Below are 17,293 nucleotides of genomic sequence, written 5' to 3'. Positions count from 1 at the left end.
CTGCTACTGAATAGTTCAGTGAGTCTTTCATAACCGGAATCCCGCGGTTAGTCTCGTGGGGTGACTACTGAATCTGCAGCCCCAGCGCGCCCCCGGACCGCCATTGACGCCGTCGCCGACGCCCACACCGACGCACTCGTTGTCCTGGACCCGAGCCTGGCCACCACGCTCGGCATCCCGGGGCATGACACCGAGTTCCAGGACTTTTCCCCTGCCGGACTCGGCAGGTTCGCCACCGCAGAAAGAAAGACCCTGGAGGCCCTCGAGGGGCTGGAACCCGTCGACGACGTCGACGCCGTCACCCTCGATGCCCTGCGCGAACGCCTCGGCCTCCAGCTGGAGATCCACGACTCGGGCTGGAATCTCGCCGAGCTGAACAACATCGATTCCCCGGCGCAGAACATCCGGTCGATCTTCGACCTCATGCCCACGGACACCGAGGAGCACTGGGCGAACATCGCGGGCCGCACGCACAGCGTGCCGGCGGCCATCAGCGGCTACATCGAGTCCCTGCGGACGGCCAAGGAGCGCGGCAAGGTCTCGGCCCGGCGCCAGGTGTCGATCGTGATCGAACAGACCACCAAATACGCCGCCGAGGACGGCTTCTTCGCCAAGCTCGCGGCCGAAGCCAAAACCGCGGACGGCCCGCTGCCGGCGGAACTGCAGGAAAAGCTCGACGCCGGTGCCGCCGCTGCCCGGGGGGCGTACGCCGGGCTGGCCGCGTTCCTGCAGGAGGAGTTGCTGCCCGTGGCGCCGGAGAAGGACGCCGTGGGCCGGGAGCGCTACGCCCTCGCCTCGCGGGTGTTCCTTGGCGCCGCCGTCGACCTCGAAGAAACCTACGCGTGGGGCGTTGAGGAACTCGAGCGGATCATTGCCGCCCAGGAACAGGTAGCTGGGCAAATCAAGCCGGGCGCCTCCATCGCGGAGGCCAAGGAGATCCTCAACAGCGACCCCGCCCGCCGGATCAGGGGAACAGATGCCCTGACCGCATGGATGCAGGAGCTGTCCGACCGCGCCATATCCGATCTTGCCGGCGTCCACTTCGAGATTCCCGACGTCATGAAGACGCTTGAATGCCGGATCGCGCCCACTGACGAGGGCGGCATCTATTACACGGGGCCGACGGACGACTTCAGCCGGCCCGGTCGGATGTGGTGGTCCGTTCCCGCAGGCGAGGACTCCTTCACCACCTGGGCCGAAACCACCACGGTGTTCCATGAGGGCGTTCCCGGCCACCACCTGCAGGTGGCCACCGCCGTCTACCGCCGCGAGCTGCTCAACAGCTGGCGGCGCAACGTCTGCTGGACGTCGGGACACGGCGAGGGCTGGGCCCTGTACGCCGAAAAGCTCATGGAGGAACTCGGCTACCTTAAGGATCCGGGCGACCACATGGGCATGCTGGACATGCAGCGGATGCGGGCTGCCCGTGTGGTGTTCGATATCGGGGTGCACCTGGAGCTTGACGTGCCCGCACGCTGGGGAACGGGCACGTGGACACCGGAGAAGGGCTTCGATTTCCTCAAGGCCAACCTGGACATCAGCGAGGGCAACCTTCAGTTCGAGTTCGCACGCTACCTCGGCTGGCCGGGCCAGGCCCCGTCCTACAAGGTGGGACAGCGGCTGTGGGAACAGATCCGCGAGGAACTCGAAGCCCGGCCGGATTTCGACCTCAAGGCCTTCCACACCAAGGCACTAAACATCGGCTCCGTGGGCCTCGACACCCTGAAGCGCGCCATGCTCGACTCGCCTGACCGCCGCTGAGGCGAGATGTTTGCCACACGCGCCGCGGGAATAACTTAATAAAACACCGGCCTCGCGCCGATTACCGGGCATCGGGACCATCAACCACTCATCCACACGCGTAATATTTCTCAATGTCCGCTGGAAGCTGTATTTTAGGCGGCCTAGCTTGTTCTGGTGAGCAATCAAACCACTTCATCCACGGCCGGGCGCCCCGGCTTCCAACTGCCCCGGTGGGCAGGTTCCTTCGGCTTCCAGATCATCGCGGCCCTGATCGTCGGGCTGGGGCTTGGCCTGCTGGCCAAGTACACCGGCAGCACAAAGACCAACCCCAACGGGCTGGGCGCTACGCTGCAGACCATCGGCTCCAGCTACGTGTCACTGCTGCAGACCGCCGTCGTGCCGCTGATCTTCACCGCCGTGGTGAGCTCCATCTCCAACCTGCGTGAGGTCTCCAACGCGGCGCGGCTGGCCTGGAACACGCTGCTGTGGTTTGCCATCACGTCGCTGGTCGCCGTGCTGATCGGCATCGGCCTGGGCGTGCTCCTGCAGCCGGGCGCAAACACCGGAATCTCCGGCGACGCGGAGTACGACGGCAAGCAGGGCGACTGGTGGGCGTTCCTCATAGGCCTGTTCCCCAAGAACTTCCTGGGCCTTGGCGCCAGCTCCACCGTCACCGGCTCCGGCGCCGTAACCACGTCCGTCAGCTTCAACGTCCTGCAGATCCTGGTCATCGCCATCGCCGTCGGCGTTGCCGCCCTCAAGGTGGGCAAGCAGGCCGAGCCGTTCCTGGCCCTCAACGCCTCTGCGCTGGCCGTCATCCAGAAGGTGCTGTGGTGGATCATCCGCATCGCACCGCTGGGCACCGTGGGCCTGATCGGCAACGCGGTGGCCGTCTACGGCTGGGACACCATCGGCTCACTGGGCAAGTTCACGGTTGCCATCTACCTCGGCCTCGCCCTGGTGCTGTTCGGCGTCTACCCGGTCCTGGTCCGCTCCCACGGCCTGTCGGTCAAGCAGTACTTCTCCGGCGCGTGGCCGGCCATCCAGCTGGCCTTCGTTTCCCGCTCCTCCATCGGCACACTGCCGCTGACCCAGCGCGTCACTGAGCGCAACCTCGGCGTTCCCCGGGGCTACGCCTCCTTCGCCGTTCCGCTGGGCGCCACCACCAAAATGGACGGCTGCGCGGCAATCTACCCGGCTGTAGCGGCCATCTTCGTAGCCCAGTTCTTCGGGATCCAGCTCGACTTCAGCCAGTACGTGCTCATCGCCCTGGTTTCCGTCCTCGGGTCCGCTGCGACGGCGGGAACCACCGGCGCCGTCGTCATGCTGACGCTGACCCTGTCCACGCTGGGACTGCCGCTGGCCGGCGTCGGACTCCTGCTGGCCATCGACCCCATCCTGGACATGGGCCGCACGGCGGTCAACGTCGCCGGCCAGGCACTCGTGCCCGCCATTGTGGCCAAGCGCCAGGGAATCCTCGACGAAACCCTCTACAACGCACCCCGCACCGGGGAGGCCTTCCGCGAGGAAGAGGCGCCCGCCGCCGCCGAGCGTGAACTGGCCGAGTCGAAGGCCTGATCGCCCCTTGAATGCGTGTGCCCCGGGAGTTCCTGAACTGGCCCCGGGGCACACGCATTTTAAGTCCGGCCGCCCAAATGGGCCCCGGGCGGCGGGCAGCAAGGGTAGGGTACCGGCATGGACATCATTCTGGTTCCCGGTTTCTGGCTCGATGGTTCCTCCTGGTCCGGTGTCACTCCCCCGCTTGTGGAGGCCGGACACCAGATCCATGCGCTGACCCTTCCGGGGCTCGAAGGGAAGGACGCCAAGCGGACCGGCATCGGGCTCCGCGACCACATCAACGCGGTCGTGGAAGCGATTGACGGCATTGAGGGCCCGCTGGTCCTCGTCGGCCACTCCGGCGGCGGGGCCATCATCCACGGCGCCGTGGACGAGCGCCCGGACCGCGTAATCCGGGCCGTGTACGTGGACAGCGGACCACTCGGGGAAGGCGGGGTCATCAATGATGAACTGCCAGCTGACGGTGACGAGATCCCCTTGCCCTCATGGGACGTGTTCGACGACGCCGACCTCACCGACCTCGACGACGGGCTGCGGGAAGCATTCCGCGCACGGGCCATCCCGCAACCAAAGGCCGTGGCCTGCGACAAGCAGCACCTGCACGATGTGCGCCGCTACGACGTCCCTGCCACGGTGATTGCCTGCGAGTTCCCGTCCTCATTGCTGACGGAGTGGATGGACGCCGGGCACCCCTACGTTGAAGAGCTCGCCCGCATCCGCGATGTGGAGCTCGTGGATCTTCCCACCGGGCACTGGCCCCAGTTCACCAAGCCCGCGGAACTCGGAGCGGCAATCCTCTCCGCCGTCGACCGGACAAGCTGACAGACCAGCCCCTCCGGCATGGACCAGACCACGCCGGGTTCCGGGCCCGCTGACCGGGCCTAGTGGCCGCCGATCACGCCCTTTTCCACGGCCTTCGTCACGGCGTCGGCTTCGGACTGGGTGAGCGTGCCGTCCTTCACCGCCTGATCGAGCCGGCTCTTCAGGGCAGCCGCACGGCCCGCCTGCGCCTGGGTGCGAAGTTCCTCGAGTGCGGCCTTGACCTTGGCTTCATCGATGCGCAGGGATTTGGCCAGCGATGCTGCCAGCGCACCCTCCTTGGCTGCCCTGTCCGGTTTGGTGCCATCGGTGCGGGGGCCGCTCGGACGGTTGGCCTGGCGGAATGCCCGCAGGGCGTCCTCGAGCTTGGCCTGATCCACGCCCAGCTTGGCCGCGAGCACCGCGGCGTCCGCTTTGACCACCCCGTGACCGCGGCCACGTCCATCTCCGTGCCGGCCGCCGTCGAAACGCAGCCCGTCAGCGGGACCGCTGGATGTACTGCTTGATGTGGGGGTAAGCGCCGGAGTGGCTGTTGTTGTGGCTGCCATTCCGCTGACACCGAATCCGGTGCCAAGTGCCAAGGCAGTCGCGCCCAGTCCGAGAGCCACCTTCTTTGAACGCTCCATGGTCCGCTCCTCGATTCGCCGGCCTTGAGGCATCATTGCCGCCGTGCCGGCCACGACAACAGGATGCACCCTCCTCCTCAAGAACGTCTCTTGTCCGGCTGTGAAGACGCTGTGAATTTTGCCGTGCAAGCTGTGAAGCATTCCAAGCACAGTTGCGCAGAGTGCAAACTTGCAAACCCCGAAGGAAGGGCCGGCAAGCGCAGGCACCGTCAACGCGGTCTCCGGCATCCGCGCCGAGCGCGCCGAAATCGAGGACTCCACCGGAGTCAGCATCGGCCTGACCGGCCAGACGGCAGGCAACATTGACGTTTCCACCAAGCTGGGCGAGGCCTTGCCGTCGTACCTGGCCATCGTGGTGGGGCTCTCGCTGATCCTGCTGCTGCTGGTGTTCCGCTCGATCGTGGTGCCGCTGCTGGCGACCGGAGGCTTCCTGCTTTCGCTTGCGGCCGCATTCGGCGCCGTGGTGGCGGTCTACCAGTGGGGCTGGCTGGGTGCGGTGTTCGGCGTCGACAACCCCGGCGCCGTGCTGAGCTTCCTGCCGATCATCCTGATCGGCGTGCTGTTCGGGCTGGCCATGGACTACCAGATGTTCATCGCCTCGGGCATGCGTGAGTCCTTCATGCGCGGCGAGTCCGCCAAGGACGCCGTCCGCTCAGGCTTCAGCCACGCTTCCGCGGTAGTCACCGCTGCCGCCATCATCATGGTCAGCGTCTTCGCGGGCTTCATCTTCTCGCACCTGAACATGTTCCGGCCGCTCGGCTTTGCGATGGCATTCGGCGTACTGGTCGACGCCTTCGTGGTGCGCATGACGATCGTTCCGGCGGTCACGTACCTCCTCGGCGAGAAGGCGTGGTGGCTGCCGCGCTGGCTGGACCGCATCCTGCCGGATGTTGACGTCGAAGGGGCGAAACTCCGCACGCCCGAGCACGCAACGGCGGCCGCGCCCGACGCCGAGCCGGATGCGGAGCCCTTGGAGGTCGCCGCTAGGTGAGCAATTGCCGGGATGAATTAAGCTGGAGCCGTGACCCGCCTCATCCTTGCCTCCCAGTCCCCCGCCCGCACCAAGCTCCTGACTGAGGCCGGCATCGAACACGAGGTCCTCGTGTCCGACGTCGACGAGGACGCCGTGCAGGAACGCTACGGCGTTACCGATCCGCACGACACCGCCTTGCTCCTGGCCCGCGCCAAGGCCGAGGCCGTCGCGTCGCTGCCGGAGGCCGAGGGGGCCCTGGTGCTCGGCTGCGATTCGGTTTTTGAGTTCGACGGCGAGTCGCACGGCAAGCCGTACACAGTGGACGTGGCCCGGCAGCGGATGCTGCGGATGAGCGGCAACAGCGGGGTCCTGCACACCGGCCACTGGCTGGTGGACTGCCGCGACACGGACGACGACGGGGGCTCCGGCGCCACGCTGGGCAGCGTCGCCTCCGCCGAGGTGCACTTCATGGAGATGCAACTCGCGGAGATCGACGCCTACATCGCCACCGGCGAGCCGCTCCACTGCGCCGGCTCCTTCACGATCGACGGCCTGGGCGGCGCTTTCATCCGGAAAGTCGACGGCGACCCGCACGCCGTCGTCGGCCTGTCGGTATCCACCCTGCGCTCCCTGCTGGCCCAGGCGCACGTGAGCATCACCGAGTTCTGGCAGGACCTGCCCGACTCAGCAATTCCCGGGGAGTTGTAGCTTCCCTACAAAGACCGGGCCTCTTACACGCGGATTCCGCCAGCAATATCAGCGGAATCCTCAAAATCAGGCTAGGCTCCCTGAAGGAAAGAAGGAGACGTCTTGTCAGTAAAGCCGGAGCAGTCCGCAGGTCCAGTGCATTCAAAACTCACCAAGGTTCTGATCGCGAACCGCGGTGAGATCGCCGTCCGCATCATCCGCGCAGCCCGGGACGAGGGCATCGCCTCCGTCGCCGTTTACGCGGACCCTGACCGGGACGCCCTCCACGTCCGGCTCGCCGACGAAGCATATGCCCTGGGCGGCAACACGGCAGCCGAGTCCTACCTCGTGATGGACAAGCTGCTCGACGTGGCCCGCCAGTCCGGCGCCGACGCCATCCACCCCGGCTATGGCTTCCTGGCCGAGAACGCCCAGTTCGCAGCCAAAGTCATCGACGCCGGCATCACCTGGATCGGCCCGTCGCCGGAAGCCATCTCCGCACTCGGCGACAAGGTCCGGGCCCGCCACATCGCCGAGAAGGTGGGCGCCCCGCAGGTGCCCGGCACCGCCGACCCCGTTGAGTCCGCGGAAGAAATCCTCGAGTTCGCGGACAAGTTCGGCCTGCCCGTGGCCATCAAGGCCGCCTTCGGCGGCGGGGGCCGCGGCATCAAGGTGGCCCGCACCCGCGAGGAAATCCCCGAGCTCTTCGATTCCGCCGTCCGCGAGGCCACCGCAGCCTTCGGCCGTGGCGAGTGCTTCATCGAGCGGTTCCTCGACTCCCCGCGCCATGTCGAAACCCAGTGCCTCGCCGACGCGCACGGCAACGTCGTGGTCGTCTCCACCCGCGACTGCTCACTCCAGCGCCGCAACCAGAAGCTCGTGGAGGAGGCCCCGGCCCCCTTCCTGACGGAGGAGCAGAACCGGCGCCTCTACGAATCATCCAAGGCCATCCTGAAGGAAGCCGGCTACCTCGGCGCCGGAACCTGCGAGTTCCTCGTCGGCCAGGACGGCACCATATCCTTCCTCGAGGTCAACACCCGCCTGCAGGTGGAGCACTGCGTCTCCGAGGAAGTCACCGGCATCGACCTGGTCCGCGAGCAGTTCCGCCTGGCCTGCGGCGAAGAGCTGGGCTACGGCGACCCCGAGGTCCGCGGGCACTCCTTCGAGTTCCGCATCACCGGCGAGGATCCGGGCCGCAACTTCATGCCCGCGCCCGGCACCGTGAGCACCCTGAAGAACCCCACCGGCCCCGGTATCCGCATTGACTCCGGCATCGAAGAAGGCGACGTCATCAGCGGCAACTTCGACTCGATGCTCTCCAAGCTGATCGTCACCGGAGCGAACCGGCCCCAGGCCCTGCAGCGTGCCCGCCGCGCCCTCGAGGAGATGGTGGTGGAAGGCATTCCCACCGTCATTCCCTTCGACCTGGCCGTGGTCAGCAACCCGGCGTTCGCGCCGGCCGAGGGTCCGTTCAGCGTCCACACGCGCTGGATCGAAACCGAGTTCGTCAACGACCTTCCCGCATGGACGCCCAACGGCGCCGCACCGGAGGGTGAGGACGCCACTGAGCGCCGCACCGTGGTGGTGGAAGTGGGCGGCAAGCGCCTGGAGGTGGCACTGCCCGCCAGCCTCGGCTTCGGCGGAGCCGCAGCAGCCGGCGCTAAGCCGGCCAAGTCCAAGAAGCGCAGCCGCACCGGCGGCGCCACCGCCGCCGCGGGCGGGAACGCGCTGGCCTCCCCCATGCAGGGAACAATTGTTAAGGTGGCCGTGGCCGACGGCGACGTCGTCGCCGAAGGTGATCTCGTCGTCGTACTTGAGGCGATGAAGATGGAACAGCCGCTCACAGCACACCGTGCCGGCACCATCACCGGCCTGTCCGCCGCGGCTGGCCAGACGGTGGCGGCGGGCGCCGTCATCGCAACGATCGAAGACTAAGGCGCCGGAGCCTAGGGCGACCCACGACTAGACAGCGCATGAAAATGCCCGGTGTGATCCACACCGGGCATTTTCGTTTCCCATCTAAACCTGGAAATCAGGCCACGTTGTTCTCGTAGTCCGTGTCCTTGGTCTCCCTGCTGATCCACAGGGCGACGAGCGTCAGCACTGACATGACGCTCAGATAAACGCCCACCAGGACCGGGCTGCCTTTCGCCGATTCCCACAGCCACACGGCGATGAACGGTGCAACTGCGGCACCCAGGATACTGGAGACGTTGTAGCTCACAGCCGACCCGGTGTACCGGACGTTGGTCGGGAACAGCTCCGGCAGCAGCGCGCCCATGGGGCCGAAGGTGAGGCCCATCAGGGTGAAGCCCAGGACCAGCAGCGCCATGGTGCCGATAAAGCCGCCGCTGAACAGCGGTACGAACAGGAGGCCGAAGACAAAGATGCCCGCGGTCACGCCGATCAGCATCTTGCGGCGGCCGTACTTTTCGGCCAGCGGACCCGAAACCAGCGTAAAGATTCCGAAGAACACCACGCCAGCGATCAGCATCCAGAGGAAGTCGTTGCGCGTATAGCCCAGGCCCGGAACAAAGGCAGCTGCGGCGGCCTCTGTCATGGGCTTACCGGTCTTTTCTGCCGCCGCCTTCGCGGCTTCCAACGTGGCCGGGCGGGTGCCATAGGTCAGCGTGAAGGTGGTCATGAGGTAGAACAGCACATACGTGGCCAGCATGATGAACGTACCCAGGATGAGCGGACGCCAGCTGGTCTTGAAGACGCGTCCGATGGGCAGCTTGGCCACCTCGTTGGATTCAAGGACCTTAGTGAAGGCCGGTGTTTCGATCAGCTTGAGCCGGACGTAGAGGCCGATGATGACCATGACGGCGCTCACCAGGAAGGGCACGCGCCAGCCCCAGGCTTCGAAGGCCGCCGGGGTCAGGGTGTAGCTGAAGACCAGGAAGATCACGTTGGCAATGATGAAGCCGATCGGCGCGCCCAACTGCGGGAACGTGCCATAGACCGCGCGCTTGTTGGCGGGGGCATTTTCAGTGGCCAGCAGCGCCGCCCCGCTCCATTCGCCGCCAAGGGCCAGGCCCTGCGCAAAGCGCATAATCACCAGCAGCGCCGGAGCCCAGAACTCCCAGCCGGGCACTGTGGCCGTGGGAAGGCAGCCGATGAGGAACGTGGCAATACCCATGGTCAGCAGGGAAGCCACCAGGGTTCCCTTGCGGCCAAACTTGTCGCCGAAATGGCCAAAGACCACGGACCCGAGCGGGCGGGCGATGAACGCGACGCCGAAGACTGCGAAGGAGCTCAGCAACTGGGTGGTTTCGTTCTGGCCCGGGAAGAACAGCTTCGGGAAGACGAGCACCGCGGCGGTGGCGTACACGTAAAAGTCGTAGAACTCGACGGTGGTGCCGATGAGGCTAGCGACAATCACGCGGCCGCGCGAGTTCACCGTCTTGGCGGAGCCGGACTGCGAGGTGGCAGTGGATGACATGTGGGGGACGCTTTCATGAGAACTGGCGGACCTCGCGTGGAAGCCCGTCCAAACATAGGGATAAAACAGAGTTCAATCTTAGTTCCCGCCGTCCACTCAACGGACAAGCGGTCCGTTATACGGACTTTCGGATTTGTCTCAGCATGAGGTCGTCCGCCAAGCCTAACGCTGTCCAAAGCGGCCTGATAGGCAAATGTCACAGCACGTTAACAAACTGCGACCGTCTGCGAAACGCGGCTTCCCTACCTTGGAAGGACAACATTCCCCAAGGAGGTATACCGTGACTGCTGACCGCACCGCAGACGCCGGAACCCACAATTCCCTCGATCTTGCCGCCGCCACCACCACCGACGCACCCGCCCTGGAAGTGCGTCCCGGCCGCTGGATCGCCAACTGGGACGCCGAGAACAAGCACCAGTGGGAATCCCAGGGCCGTTCCATCGCGCGCCGCAACCTCAACTGGTCCATCTTCGCCGAATTCCTTGGCTTCGTCGTCTGGCAGCTCTGGTCCATCGTGGTGGTCCAGCTTCCCGCCGCAGGATTTACGTTCAGCACCTCCGAAATCTTCTGGCTGATCTCCATGCCGAGCCTCGTAGGCGCCACGCTCCGGATTCCCTACACGTTCATGGTTCCGCGCTTCGGCGGCAGGAACTGGACCATCGTCTCCGCCCTGCTCCTGCTGATCCCCTCGACCGGGCTGGCCCTGTGCGTCTCCAATCCGGAAACACCGTTCGGCGTCATGCTGCTGGTGGCTGCGCTGGCTGGCTTTGGCGGCGGCAACTTCGCCAGCTCGATGGCCAACATCACCTTCTTCTACCCCGCCCGTGAAAAGGGCTGGGCACTGGGCCTGAACGCCGCCGGAGGCAACCTCGGCGCAGCCGTGGCGCAGCTTGCTGTCCCGATCGCCATCACGCTGCTGGCCGCCGGCACGGTCAACCTGCCCGTAGCCGGCCTCATGTGGGTGCCGCTGATCCTCCTGGCAGCCTTCGGCGCCTACAAGTACATGAACAACCTCACGAGCGCCAAGGGCGACGTGGCCGGGTCCCTCGCAGCCATCAAGGAACCCCACCTGTGGGTCATGGCCCTGCTTTACATCGGAACGTTCGGCTCCTTCATCGGCTTCGCCGGCGTTTTCCCCAAGCTCATCAAGGACTACTTCCCGGCCTTCTCCTCCATCTCCGTCGGCGCAGTGGCACTCTCGCTGGCCTTCCTCGGTCCGCTGGTCGGCTCGCTGGCCCGCCCCTACGGCGGTCGGATGGCTGACCGCATGGGCGGAGCCCGGATGACCGTGACAGCCTTCGCCTCCATGGCCGTCATCACGCTGACGATGATCTGGACCCTGCCGCTGAAGAACTTCTGGCTCTTCCTGGTCCTGTTCCTGATGCTGTTCACGGCCAGCGGCTTCGGAAACGGCGCCACCTACCGCATGATCCCGGTGATCTTTGCCACCTCCAGCCGCGCGGCCCGTTCCGGGGCCAGCTCGGTGCAGACGCAGCGCCTCGCCTCCTCCGCGCTCGGCCTGATCTCCGCCATCGGAGCCTACGGCGGGTTCGTCATCCCGCAGGTGCTCAACGCCTCCAACACCGCGAGCGGCTCCTACACCCCGGCCTTCTACGGCTTCGTCGGAGCGTACGCCTTGATGCTCACCGTCTGCTGGTTCTGCTACATCCGCAACGCCAATCGAAACGCGATGGGACACGTCTAACATGACCAAAAGCGCCGACACGCACTGCCCTTACTGCGCTTTGCAGTGCGCCATGACGCTCAAGTCCCCAGCGGCTAAGGCCGCAACGGGTCTGACCCCGGCTGTCCAGCCGGGGTCAGACCCCGTGCCGGCTGCTCCCGCCCAAACCGGAGTAGCACAGGCCGGACAGGACGGGGCAGCCCTGACCGCGCCCGCCCTCGAGGTCAGCGGCCGCGACTTCCCCACCAACCGCGGCGGCCTCTGCCGCAAGGGGTGGACGTCGGCGTCGCTCCTCCAGCACCCCGGACGCGTCACCGAGCCCATGTTCAAGGGTCCCGACGGCGTCTTCCGCCCCATCTCCTGGGACGAGGCCCTGGGCCGCGTCACCGCCGCTGTCAAGGACGCCCGCGCCAAGTACGGTGCGGACTCCGTCGGCGTCTTCGGCGGCGGCGGCCTCACCAACGAAAAGGCGTACCAGCTGGGCAAGTTCGCCCGCCTCGCGCTGGGCACCTCCCGGATCGACTACAACGGCCGGTTCTGCATGTCGTCGGCAGCCGCCGCGGGTATGCGCGCCTTTGGCCTGGACCGGGGGCTCCCCTTCCCGCTTGAGGCGCTGGACACGGCCAGCACCATCCTGATGCTCGGCTCCAACGTCGCCGAGACCATGCCACCGTTCGTCCAGCACCTGCAGGGCGTCCGCGACGCGGGCGGCCTCATCGTGGTGGACCCGAGGCGTTCCGCCACCGCCGCGTTCACCTCCGACGGCGGCGGCATCCACCTGCAGCCCCTTCCGGGCACCGACCTCTCGCTCCTGCTGGGTCTCTCCCACGTGGTGATCCATGAAGGCCTGCTCGACGCCGACTACATCCAGGCCCGCACCACCGGCTTCGACGCCGTGGTCCGGTCCGTCAACGCCTACTGGCCTGAGCGCGTCCAGTCCATCACCGGCGTTCCCGCCGAACTCATCCGCGAGACGGCCCGGCGGCTGGCCAGCGGCGCCCGCCGGGGCGGCAGCTACATCCTGACCGGACGCGGCGTGGAGCAGCATGTGGACGGCACCGACACCGCCACGGCAGCCATCAACCTCAGCCTCCTGCTGGGCCTGCCCGGCAGCACCCGCAGCGGCTACGGCACACTCACCGGCCAGGGCAACGGCCAGGGTGGCCGCGAGCACGGCCAGAAAGCCGACCAGCTGCCCGGCTACCGCAAGATCACCGATCCCGCCGCCCGGGCACACATGGCGAAGGTCTGGAACGTCCCTGAGTCGCTCATTCCGGGCCCCGGCCTGCCGGCCGTGCAGCTGCTCAAATCACTGGGACAGCCCGACGGCGTCCGCTGCCTTCTGGTGCATGCCTCCAACATCGCGGTCGCCTCGCCGGACGCCAACGCCGTCATCCGCGGGCTCCGCAGCCTGGATTTCCTGGTGGTCTGCGACTTCTTCATGTCCGAGACCGCAGCCGAGGCCGACCTCGTCCTGCCGGTGCTGCAGTGGGCCGAGGAGGAAGGCACGCTGACCAACCTCGAAGGCCGCGTCCTCCGCCGACGCCAGGCGATCCAGCCGCCCGCCGGTGCCCGCAGCGAGCTGTGGATCATGGCCCGGCTGGCCGAGGCCCTGGACGCGCCGTCCACGTACAGCGACGATCCTGAGACGGTCTTCGAGGAGCTGCGCCTGGCCTCCGCCGGCGGAGCAGCCGACTACTCCGGCATCGATTACGCCATGCTGGACAGCGGCGCGGCCGCGTACTGGCCCTATCCCGCCGGCAGCACCGGAACCCCGCGCATGTTCCTGGATGCGTTTGCCCATCCGGACGGCAAGGCGGTCATGACACCGGTGGCGCCCCGACGGCGTCGTAATCCAATGGCGAATCCTGACCCGGCCGCCAAACCCATGACCCTCATTACCGGCCGCCTGCTGGAGCACTACCAGTCGGGCGCGCAGACCCGGCGGGTGGCGGAGCTCCTGGCCTCCCAGCCCGAGGCCAGGATGCAGATCCACCCGGCTGCTGCCGCGGCCATGGGCATCACGGAGGGCGCCGAGGTTTCGGTGGCGAATGAGCGCGGCGAAGTGGTCTGCCGGGCCGAGCTCAGCACCGCCATCCGCCCCGAGACTGTCTTCCTGCCGTTCCACTTCCCCGAACTGGAAAGTGCAAACCGGCTGACGGAAGCGGCCACGGATCCCATTTCGGGAATGCCCGAATTCAAGTTCAACAAAGTGTGGGTCCGGCTGGCAGCGGACGCCCGAATCACCAGTGTTCTTCAGACATCGGAGGCCTCATGAGCGAGCAGATTGTAATTGTCGGATTCGGTCCGGTGGCAGCCCGGCTGGTCGACGAACTGCTGCCGGCCTTGCGGGCCGGGCAGGTGGGGTTGACGGTCATCGGCCAGGAAACGGAGGCCGCGTATAACCGCGTGCTAGTAGCCGACCTCGGGGTTGGCCGCACCACTCCACAGGCACTGGCCCTGGCCGACGCCGCAGCCCTGGTGGCCGACGGCGTGGACGTCCGGCTGGGCGTGAAGGTCAGGCGCGTGGACCGCGCACGGCAGACCGTCAACCTCTCCGACGGCACCTCGGCCCGCTACGACCGGCTGGTCTTCGCCACCGGTTCACGGCCCGTGATCCCCAACCTCACAGGGCTTAATCCGGACCCTGCAGCTCCCGTCCTCCCGCCGGGTGTCACGGCACTCCGCGACCTCCGCGACGCCGAGGTACTGCGCAAGGCAGTGGAAGGCCGCAAGCGTGTGGTGGTCCTGGGCGGCGGCGTGCTGGGGCTCGAGACGGCCCTCGCGGCCGCGGAGGAAGGCGCCACGGTCACGGTGGTGCACAACGGCCCCCACCCGCTGGGCCGCAACATCGACCGCGGCGGCGGCGCCGTCCTGGCCGCGAGCCTGCGCAACTGCGGCGTCAGGATGGCCGGCAACGCCCGCTCTACGGGCATTGAGCACAACGCGCCTGGCGGCGGGTTCTCGGCTTTGCTGCTCGACGACGGATCGGCGATCGACGGCGACCTGCTGGTCCTGTCCTGCGGCGTCCGGCCGCGCATTGAGCTCGCCGAGGGCTGCGGGCTCTCCACCGGAACAGGAATTCTGGTGGACCACCGGCTGCGCGCACACCACGAGCCGCACATCTTTGCCATCGGTGACTGTGCCGAGGTCCGCTGCCCGGATCCGGCCTGCATCGAGTGCCGCACCGCGCGGGGACCGTCCGGCCTGGTGGGTCCGGGCTGGCGGCAGGCCGAATGGCTCGCAGAATACCTCCTGCTACTGTCCGAGGGTGCCGTGGAGGACGCCGACTCACTGCCCCCGCTCCCCCAGGAAAAGCCGGGCGTGATCGTGCTGAAGGCCCGCGGCTTGAACATGGCGGTGGCCGGGGACAACTCCGCAGAACCCTGGGATGAGGAAGTCCTGACGGCCGGCGCCGTCAACGGCAGGCCGCGCCTGCAGATCGCCCAGTGGGCCGACCCCGAGCACGGACGCTACGTCAAGATGACCACCCGCGGTGGAGTGCTGGAGGGCCTGGTCAGTGTGGGCATGCCGCGCACCGCGGGAGAGCTGGTGCAGCTCTTCGAGCGCGGCGCCGAACTGCCCGCGGACAGGTCCCTCCTCCTGCGCCTCGACGGACCCGACCAACTGGCGTCGGCGGGTGCCTCCAACGACCCCGAGAGCACGGTGTGCCGCTGCGCCGGCGTGAGCGGAGGCAAGATCGCCGATGCGGTCGAGGGCGGCTGCTCCACGGTGGCCGAGGTTTCCGCGGCAACCCGTGCCGGTACCGGCTGCGGCGGCTGCCACGACGACATCAAGGGGCTGATCGAGCGGCACTTTCAGGGAGCTGCCGCCTGAAGGCTGACTGCCCTTCGTCCATTCCGCCTCCGAGGCGGCCGAAGTGGTGGCGACGTTTCGCGTACATGCACGCTTCCCGCCGGGTCCGACCTCTTCTTTCCCCTCATTAATATCGTGGACGTTGAAGCCAAGGCGGATCACCGCACACCTGGTGACGTTCGAAAAATACTCGCCAGCTTGGACGTCAAGAAGGGTACGAGTAATTTGACGGTTACTTTCGACGGTAAGACTATCGGCCCGGACGTCATTCGGTACGAGGAAAGCCCTATTTTTGCGGTCGCCCTTCCCAAGCACAATATCTTTGGCACTCCGGCGGGGGTTTATGATCCGCGCGCGGATAACGGTTACTACGCTCTCATCCGAGGGCTACTCCAGGAGAGCAAACGCTCAAATTCATGGGCGCATATACCGGATCGCTTTTCTCATTCTCTATAAATGCAACGTACCATCTGACCATCACCGGCTGACCAGCAATCCCACGCTCTGCTGGCCGGGCCTGCCGAATGTGACAGGCGGATAAATCGCCCCACGCCTCGGCAAGTCTGGCCAGCAGGCAACTCGCTGGATCCTGCGTAACTTCGTCTGGCAATCAGTTGGCTTTCAGGTGCCGCGTCACACAAATCGGGCATGCCGCGGCCGGCCGGTAGCATCGGGAGCATGAATGCCGACGAAGACGACGACATCACCGAAGAGCTGCTGGCCGACGCCGAAAAGCTCACCGGGCTGAGCCTTGAACTCCTTGGTCTGGACCCCCACCCCGATGACATGACCGCCGAACAGCGGCTCCAGTTCGACCCCGAGGACCTAGCCGAGATGGCCACCGCCAGCCCGGACGAGCGGGAGCGGTCAGTACACCAGACCCGCTTGCTGGCTGGCCTGCTGTGGAACTCGTCCAGCATCCTCATCGACCAACTGTTCCGCGACCTTGGCTCGCTGCAGGGACTGGACACCGTCACACCCGAGGTCATCGCCGGAACCTCGGTGCTGTCGTCGCTGCCCCCGCAGTTCGCTCCCAGCTATGACGCCAAGTTCACGCAGCGGTTCATTGTGGTGGCATCGGACGTCACCGCATCGCTTGCCCGCGGCTGGACAGCTCCGGGCTGCCTCGCCGGCGGGCTCGCCGTCCATTGCCTGCTCGATCAGGCCCGGATCACCGAGGACATCTACGAACTGGACCTCCCCGAGGAATGGCGGGCCATCGTTGAGGAAGTCCTGCTGGAGGACGCCGACTCTGAAACCCTGTACGCGGACGGCGCCGGCGAAGCGGACACCGCCGTCGAACAGAACCTTGGAAACCTGGATATCCGGCACTGGTTCGAACCCTTCGCTCCCGGCGACGCGGTTCCCCCTTACGCCTGCTCCTGAGCCGCCGGCACAACGAGAATTCAGCACATGCAGAGAGCCCGATGGCATGCCATCGGGCTCTCTGTGCTGAACTTTTCCGCCGCAATTGCCTGCGCCACAAGCCGCCGGATACTTACCGTCCGCGTCCGGCTTCCGTGGCTGTGATGTTGAAGGAACCGTCCAGCTTTACTGTCGCCCGCGAGCCGTCAGCCTTGGTGATGTGGGCTTCGTAGACCGCACCCTCGGCGTCGGTCTCAACCCGGTGAACCGTCGCGCCGGGGTTGGCCGCCAGCACCGCGTTCCTCACCCGTGTGGCGGTGCTCCCCGTCAGCAGCTGCTCGGTGATCCCGTTGGCCTGGTGGCCACCTTTGGCGGAGTCCGTGCTGGACTGGCTTCCCGTGTTTGTGGACGAGGCAATGACGGGGTAGCCCATGGCAAGGTAGGCACCACCGCCCACGAGGGCCGCTACGAGGGCGGTGTTTATTGCGGCTTTTTGAACTGTGATCATGGCACGCTCCTGGCTTCCGCGGTCCGACCGTTCGGAAGAAAATCTCCGCATA

The 17,293-nt window shown here is 66.5% G+C and carries 13 protein-coding genes and 1 pseudogene; 11 read left to right on the top strand and 3 right to left on the bottom strand.

Translation table 11 applies throughout. The features are described 5' to 3' along the window. Positions 1 to 60: 60 nt before the first annotated feature. The 3 genes from QFZ23_RS07735 (at position 61) to QFZ23_RS07725 (ending at position 4,143) form a co-directional block, all read left to right on the top strand. Complete coding sequence (locus QFZ23_RS07735; RefSeq protein WP_306921845.1) at positions 61 to 1,761, top strand: DUF885 domain-containing protein; 1,701 nt, start codon at positions 61 to 63, stop codon at positions 1,759 to 1,761. A 156-nt stretch (positions 1,762 to 1,917) separates the two neighbouring features. Then, positions 1,918 to 3,321, top strand: a complete 1,404-nt coding sequence (locus QFZ23_RS07730) for a dicarboxylate/amino acid:cation symporter (RefSeq protein WP_373427859.1) — start codon at positions 1,918 to 1,920, stop codon at positions 3,319 to 3,321. 117 nt (positions 3,322 to 3,438) lie between these two features. Further along, positions 3,439 to 4,143 (top strand): alpha/beta fold hydrolase, encoded by a 705-nt coding sequence (locus tag QFZ23_RS07725; RefSeq protein WP_306921844.1) that lies wholly within the window; start codon positions 3,439 to 3,441, stop codon positions 4,141 to 4,143. Positions 4,144 to 4,202: 59 nt separating this feature from the next. On the opposite strand, the gene QFZ23_RS07720 is transcribed toward QFZ23_RS07725, so the two are convergent. Next, complete coding sequence (locus QFZ23_RS07720; RefSeq protein ID WP_306921841.1) at positions 4,203 to 4,766, bottom strand: hypothetical protein; 564 nt, start codon at positions 4,764 to 4,766, stop codon at positions 4,203 to 4,205. Between the two features lie 178 nt (positions 4,767 to 4,944). On the opposite strand from QFZ23_RS07720, the pseudogene QFZ23_RS07715 reads away from it, so the two are divergent. From QFZ23_RS07715 to QFZ23_RS07705, 3 genes and pseudogenes are all read left to right on the top strand, one after another. Then, positions 4,945 to 5,757: pseudogene (locus QFZ23_RS07715) on the top strand (MMPL family transporter); the annotation flags it as partial. Between the two features lie 30 nt (positions 5,758 to 5,787). Then, positions 5,788 to 6,447, top strand: coding sequence for a Maf family protein (locus tag QFZ23_RS07710; protein WP_306921839.1), 660 nt, complete (start codon positions 5,788 to 5,790; stop codon positions 6,445 to 6,447). Positions 6,448 to 6,549: 102 nt separating this feature from the next. After that, positions 6,550 to 8,361 carry an acetyl/propionyl/methylcrotonyl-CoA carboxylase subunit alpha gene (locus QFZ23_RS07705; RefSeq protein ID WP_306921837.1) on the top strand — a complete coding sequence of 604 codons (1,812 nt, stop codon included), beginning with the start codon at positions 6,550 to 6,552 and terminating at the stop codon, positions 8,359 to 8,361. 97 nt (positions 8,362 to 8,458) lie between these two features. On the opposite strand, the gene QFZ23_RS07700 is transcribed toward QFZ23_RS07705, so the two are convergent. Beyond that, complete coding sequence (locus QFZ23_RS07700; protein WP_306921835.1) at positions 8,459 to 9,868, bottom strand: MFS transporter; 1,410 nt, start codon at positions 9,866 to 9,868, stop codon at positions 8,459 to 8,461. Positions 9,869 to 10,148: 280 nt separating this feature from the next. On the opposite strand from QFZ23_RS07700, the gene QFZ23_RS07695 reads away from it, so the two are divergent. The 5 genes from QFZ23_RS07695 (at position 10,149) to QFZ23_RS07675 (ending at position 16,754) form a co-directional block, all read left to right on the top strand. Then, a complete protein-coding gene (locus tag QFZ23_RS07695) occupies positions 10,149 to 11,573 on the top strand; it encodes an MFS transporter (protein ID WP_306921832.1) in 1,425 nt (474 codons plus the stop codon). 1 nt (position 11,574) lies between these two features. Next, positions 11,575 to 13,830, top strand: a complete 2,256-nt coding sequence (locus QFZ23_RS07690) for a molybdopterin oxidoreductase family protein (RefSeq protein WP_306921830.1) — start codon at positions 11,575 to 11,577, stop codon at positions 13,828 to 13,830. Next, positions 13,827 to 15,389 (top strand): FAD-dependent oxidoreductase, encoded by a 1,563-nt coding sequence (locus QFZ23_RS07685; protein WP_306921828.1) that lies wholly within the window; start codon positions 13,827 to 13,829, stop codon positions 15,387 to 15,389. Before QFZ23_RS07690 ends, QFZ23_RS07685 begins: the two co-directional genes overlap by 4 nt. Before the next feature lie 114 nt (positions 15,390 to 15,503). After that, positions 15,504 to 15,824, top strand: a complete 321-nt coding sequence (locus QFZ23_RS07680; RefSeq protein WP_306921826.1) for a hypothetical protein — start codon at positions 15,504 to 15,506, stop codon at positions 15,822 to 15,824. Positions 15,825 to 16,046: 222 nt separating this feature from the next. Next, a complete protein-coding gene (locus tag QFZ23_RS07675; protein WP_306921824.1) occupies positions 16,047 to 16,754 on the top strand; it encodes a hypothetical protein in 708 nt (235 codons plus the stop codon). A gap of 112 nt (positions 16,755 to 16,866) precedes the next feature. Here QFZ23_RS07675 and QFZ23_RS07670 read toward each other — a convergent pair whose 3' ends face one another. Then, positions 16,867 to 17,241: a hypothetical protein gene (locus QFZ23_RS07670; protein WP_306921822.1), complete on the bottom strand. Its 375-nt coding sequence runs from the start codon at positions 17,239 to 17,241 to the stop codon at positions 16,867 to 16,869. Between the last annotated feature and the right edge of the window lie 52 nt (positions 17,242 to 17,293).

The organism is Arthrobacter globiformis, assembly GCF_030818015.1.
Taxonomy (GTDB): Bacteria; Actinomycetota; Actinomycetes; order Actinomycetales; family Micrococcaceae; genus Arthrobacter; species Arthrobacter globiformis_C.
The sequence above is the reverse complement of the archived record's forward strand: the minus strand, read 5'-3'. Positions and strand labels throughout refer to the sequence as shown.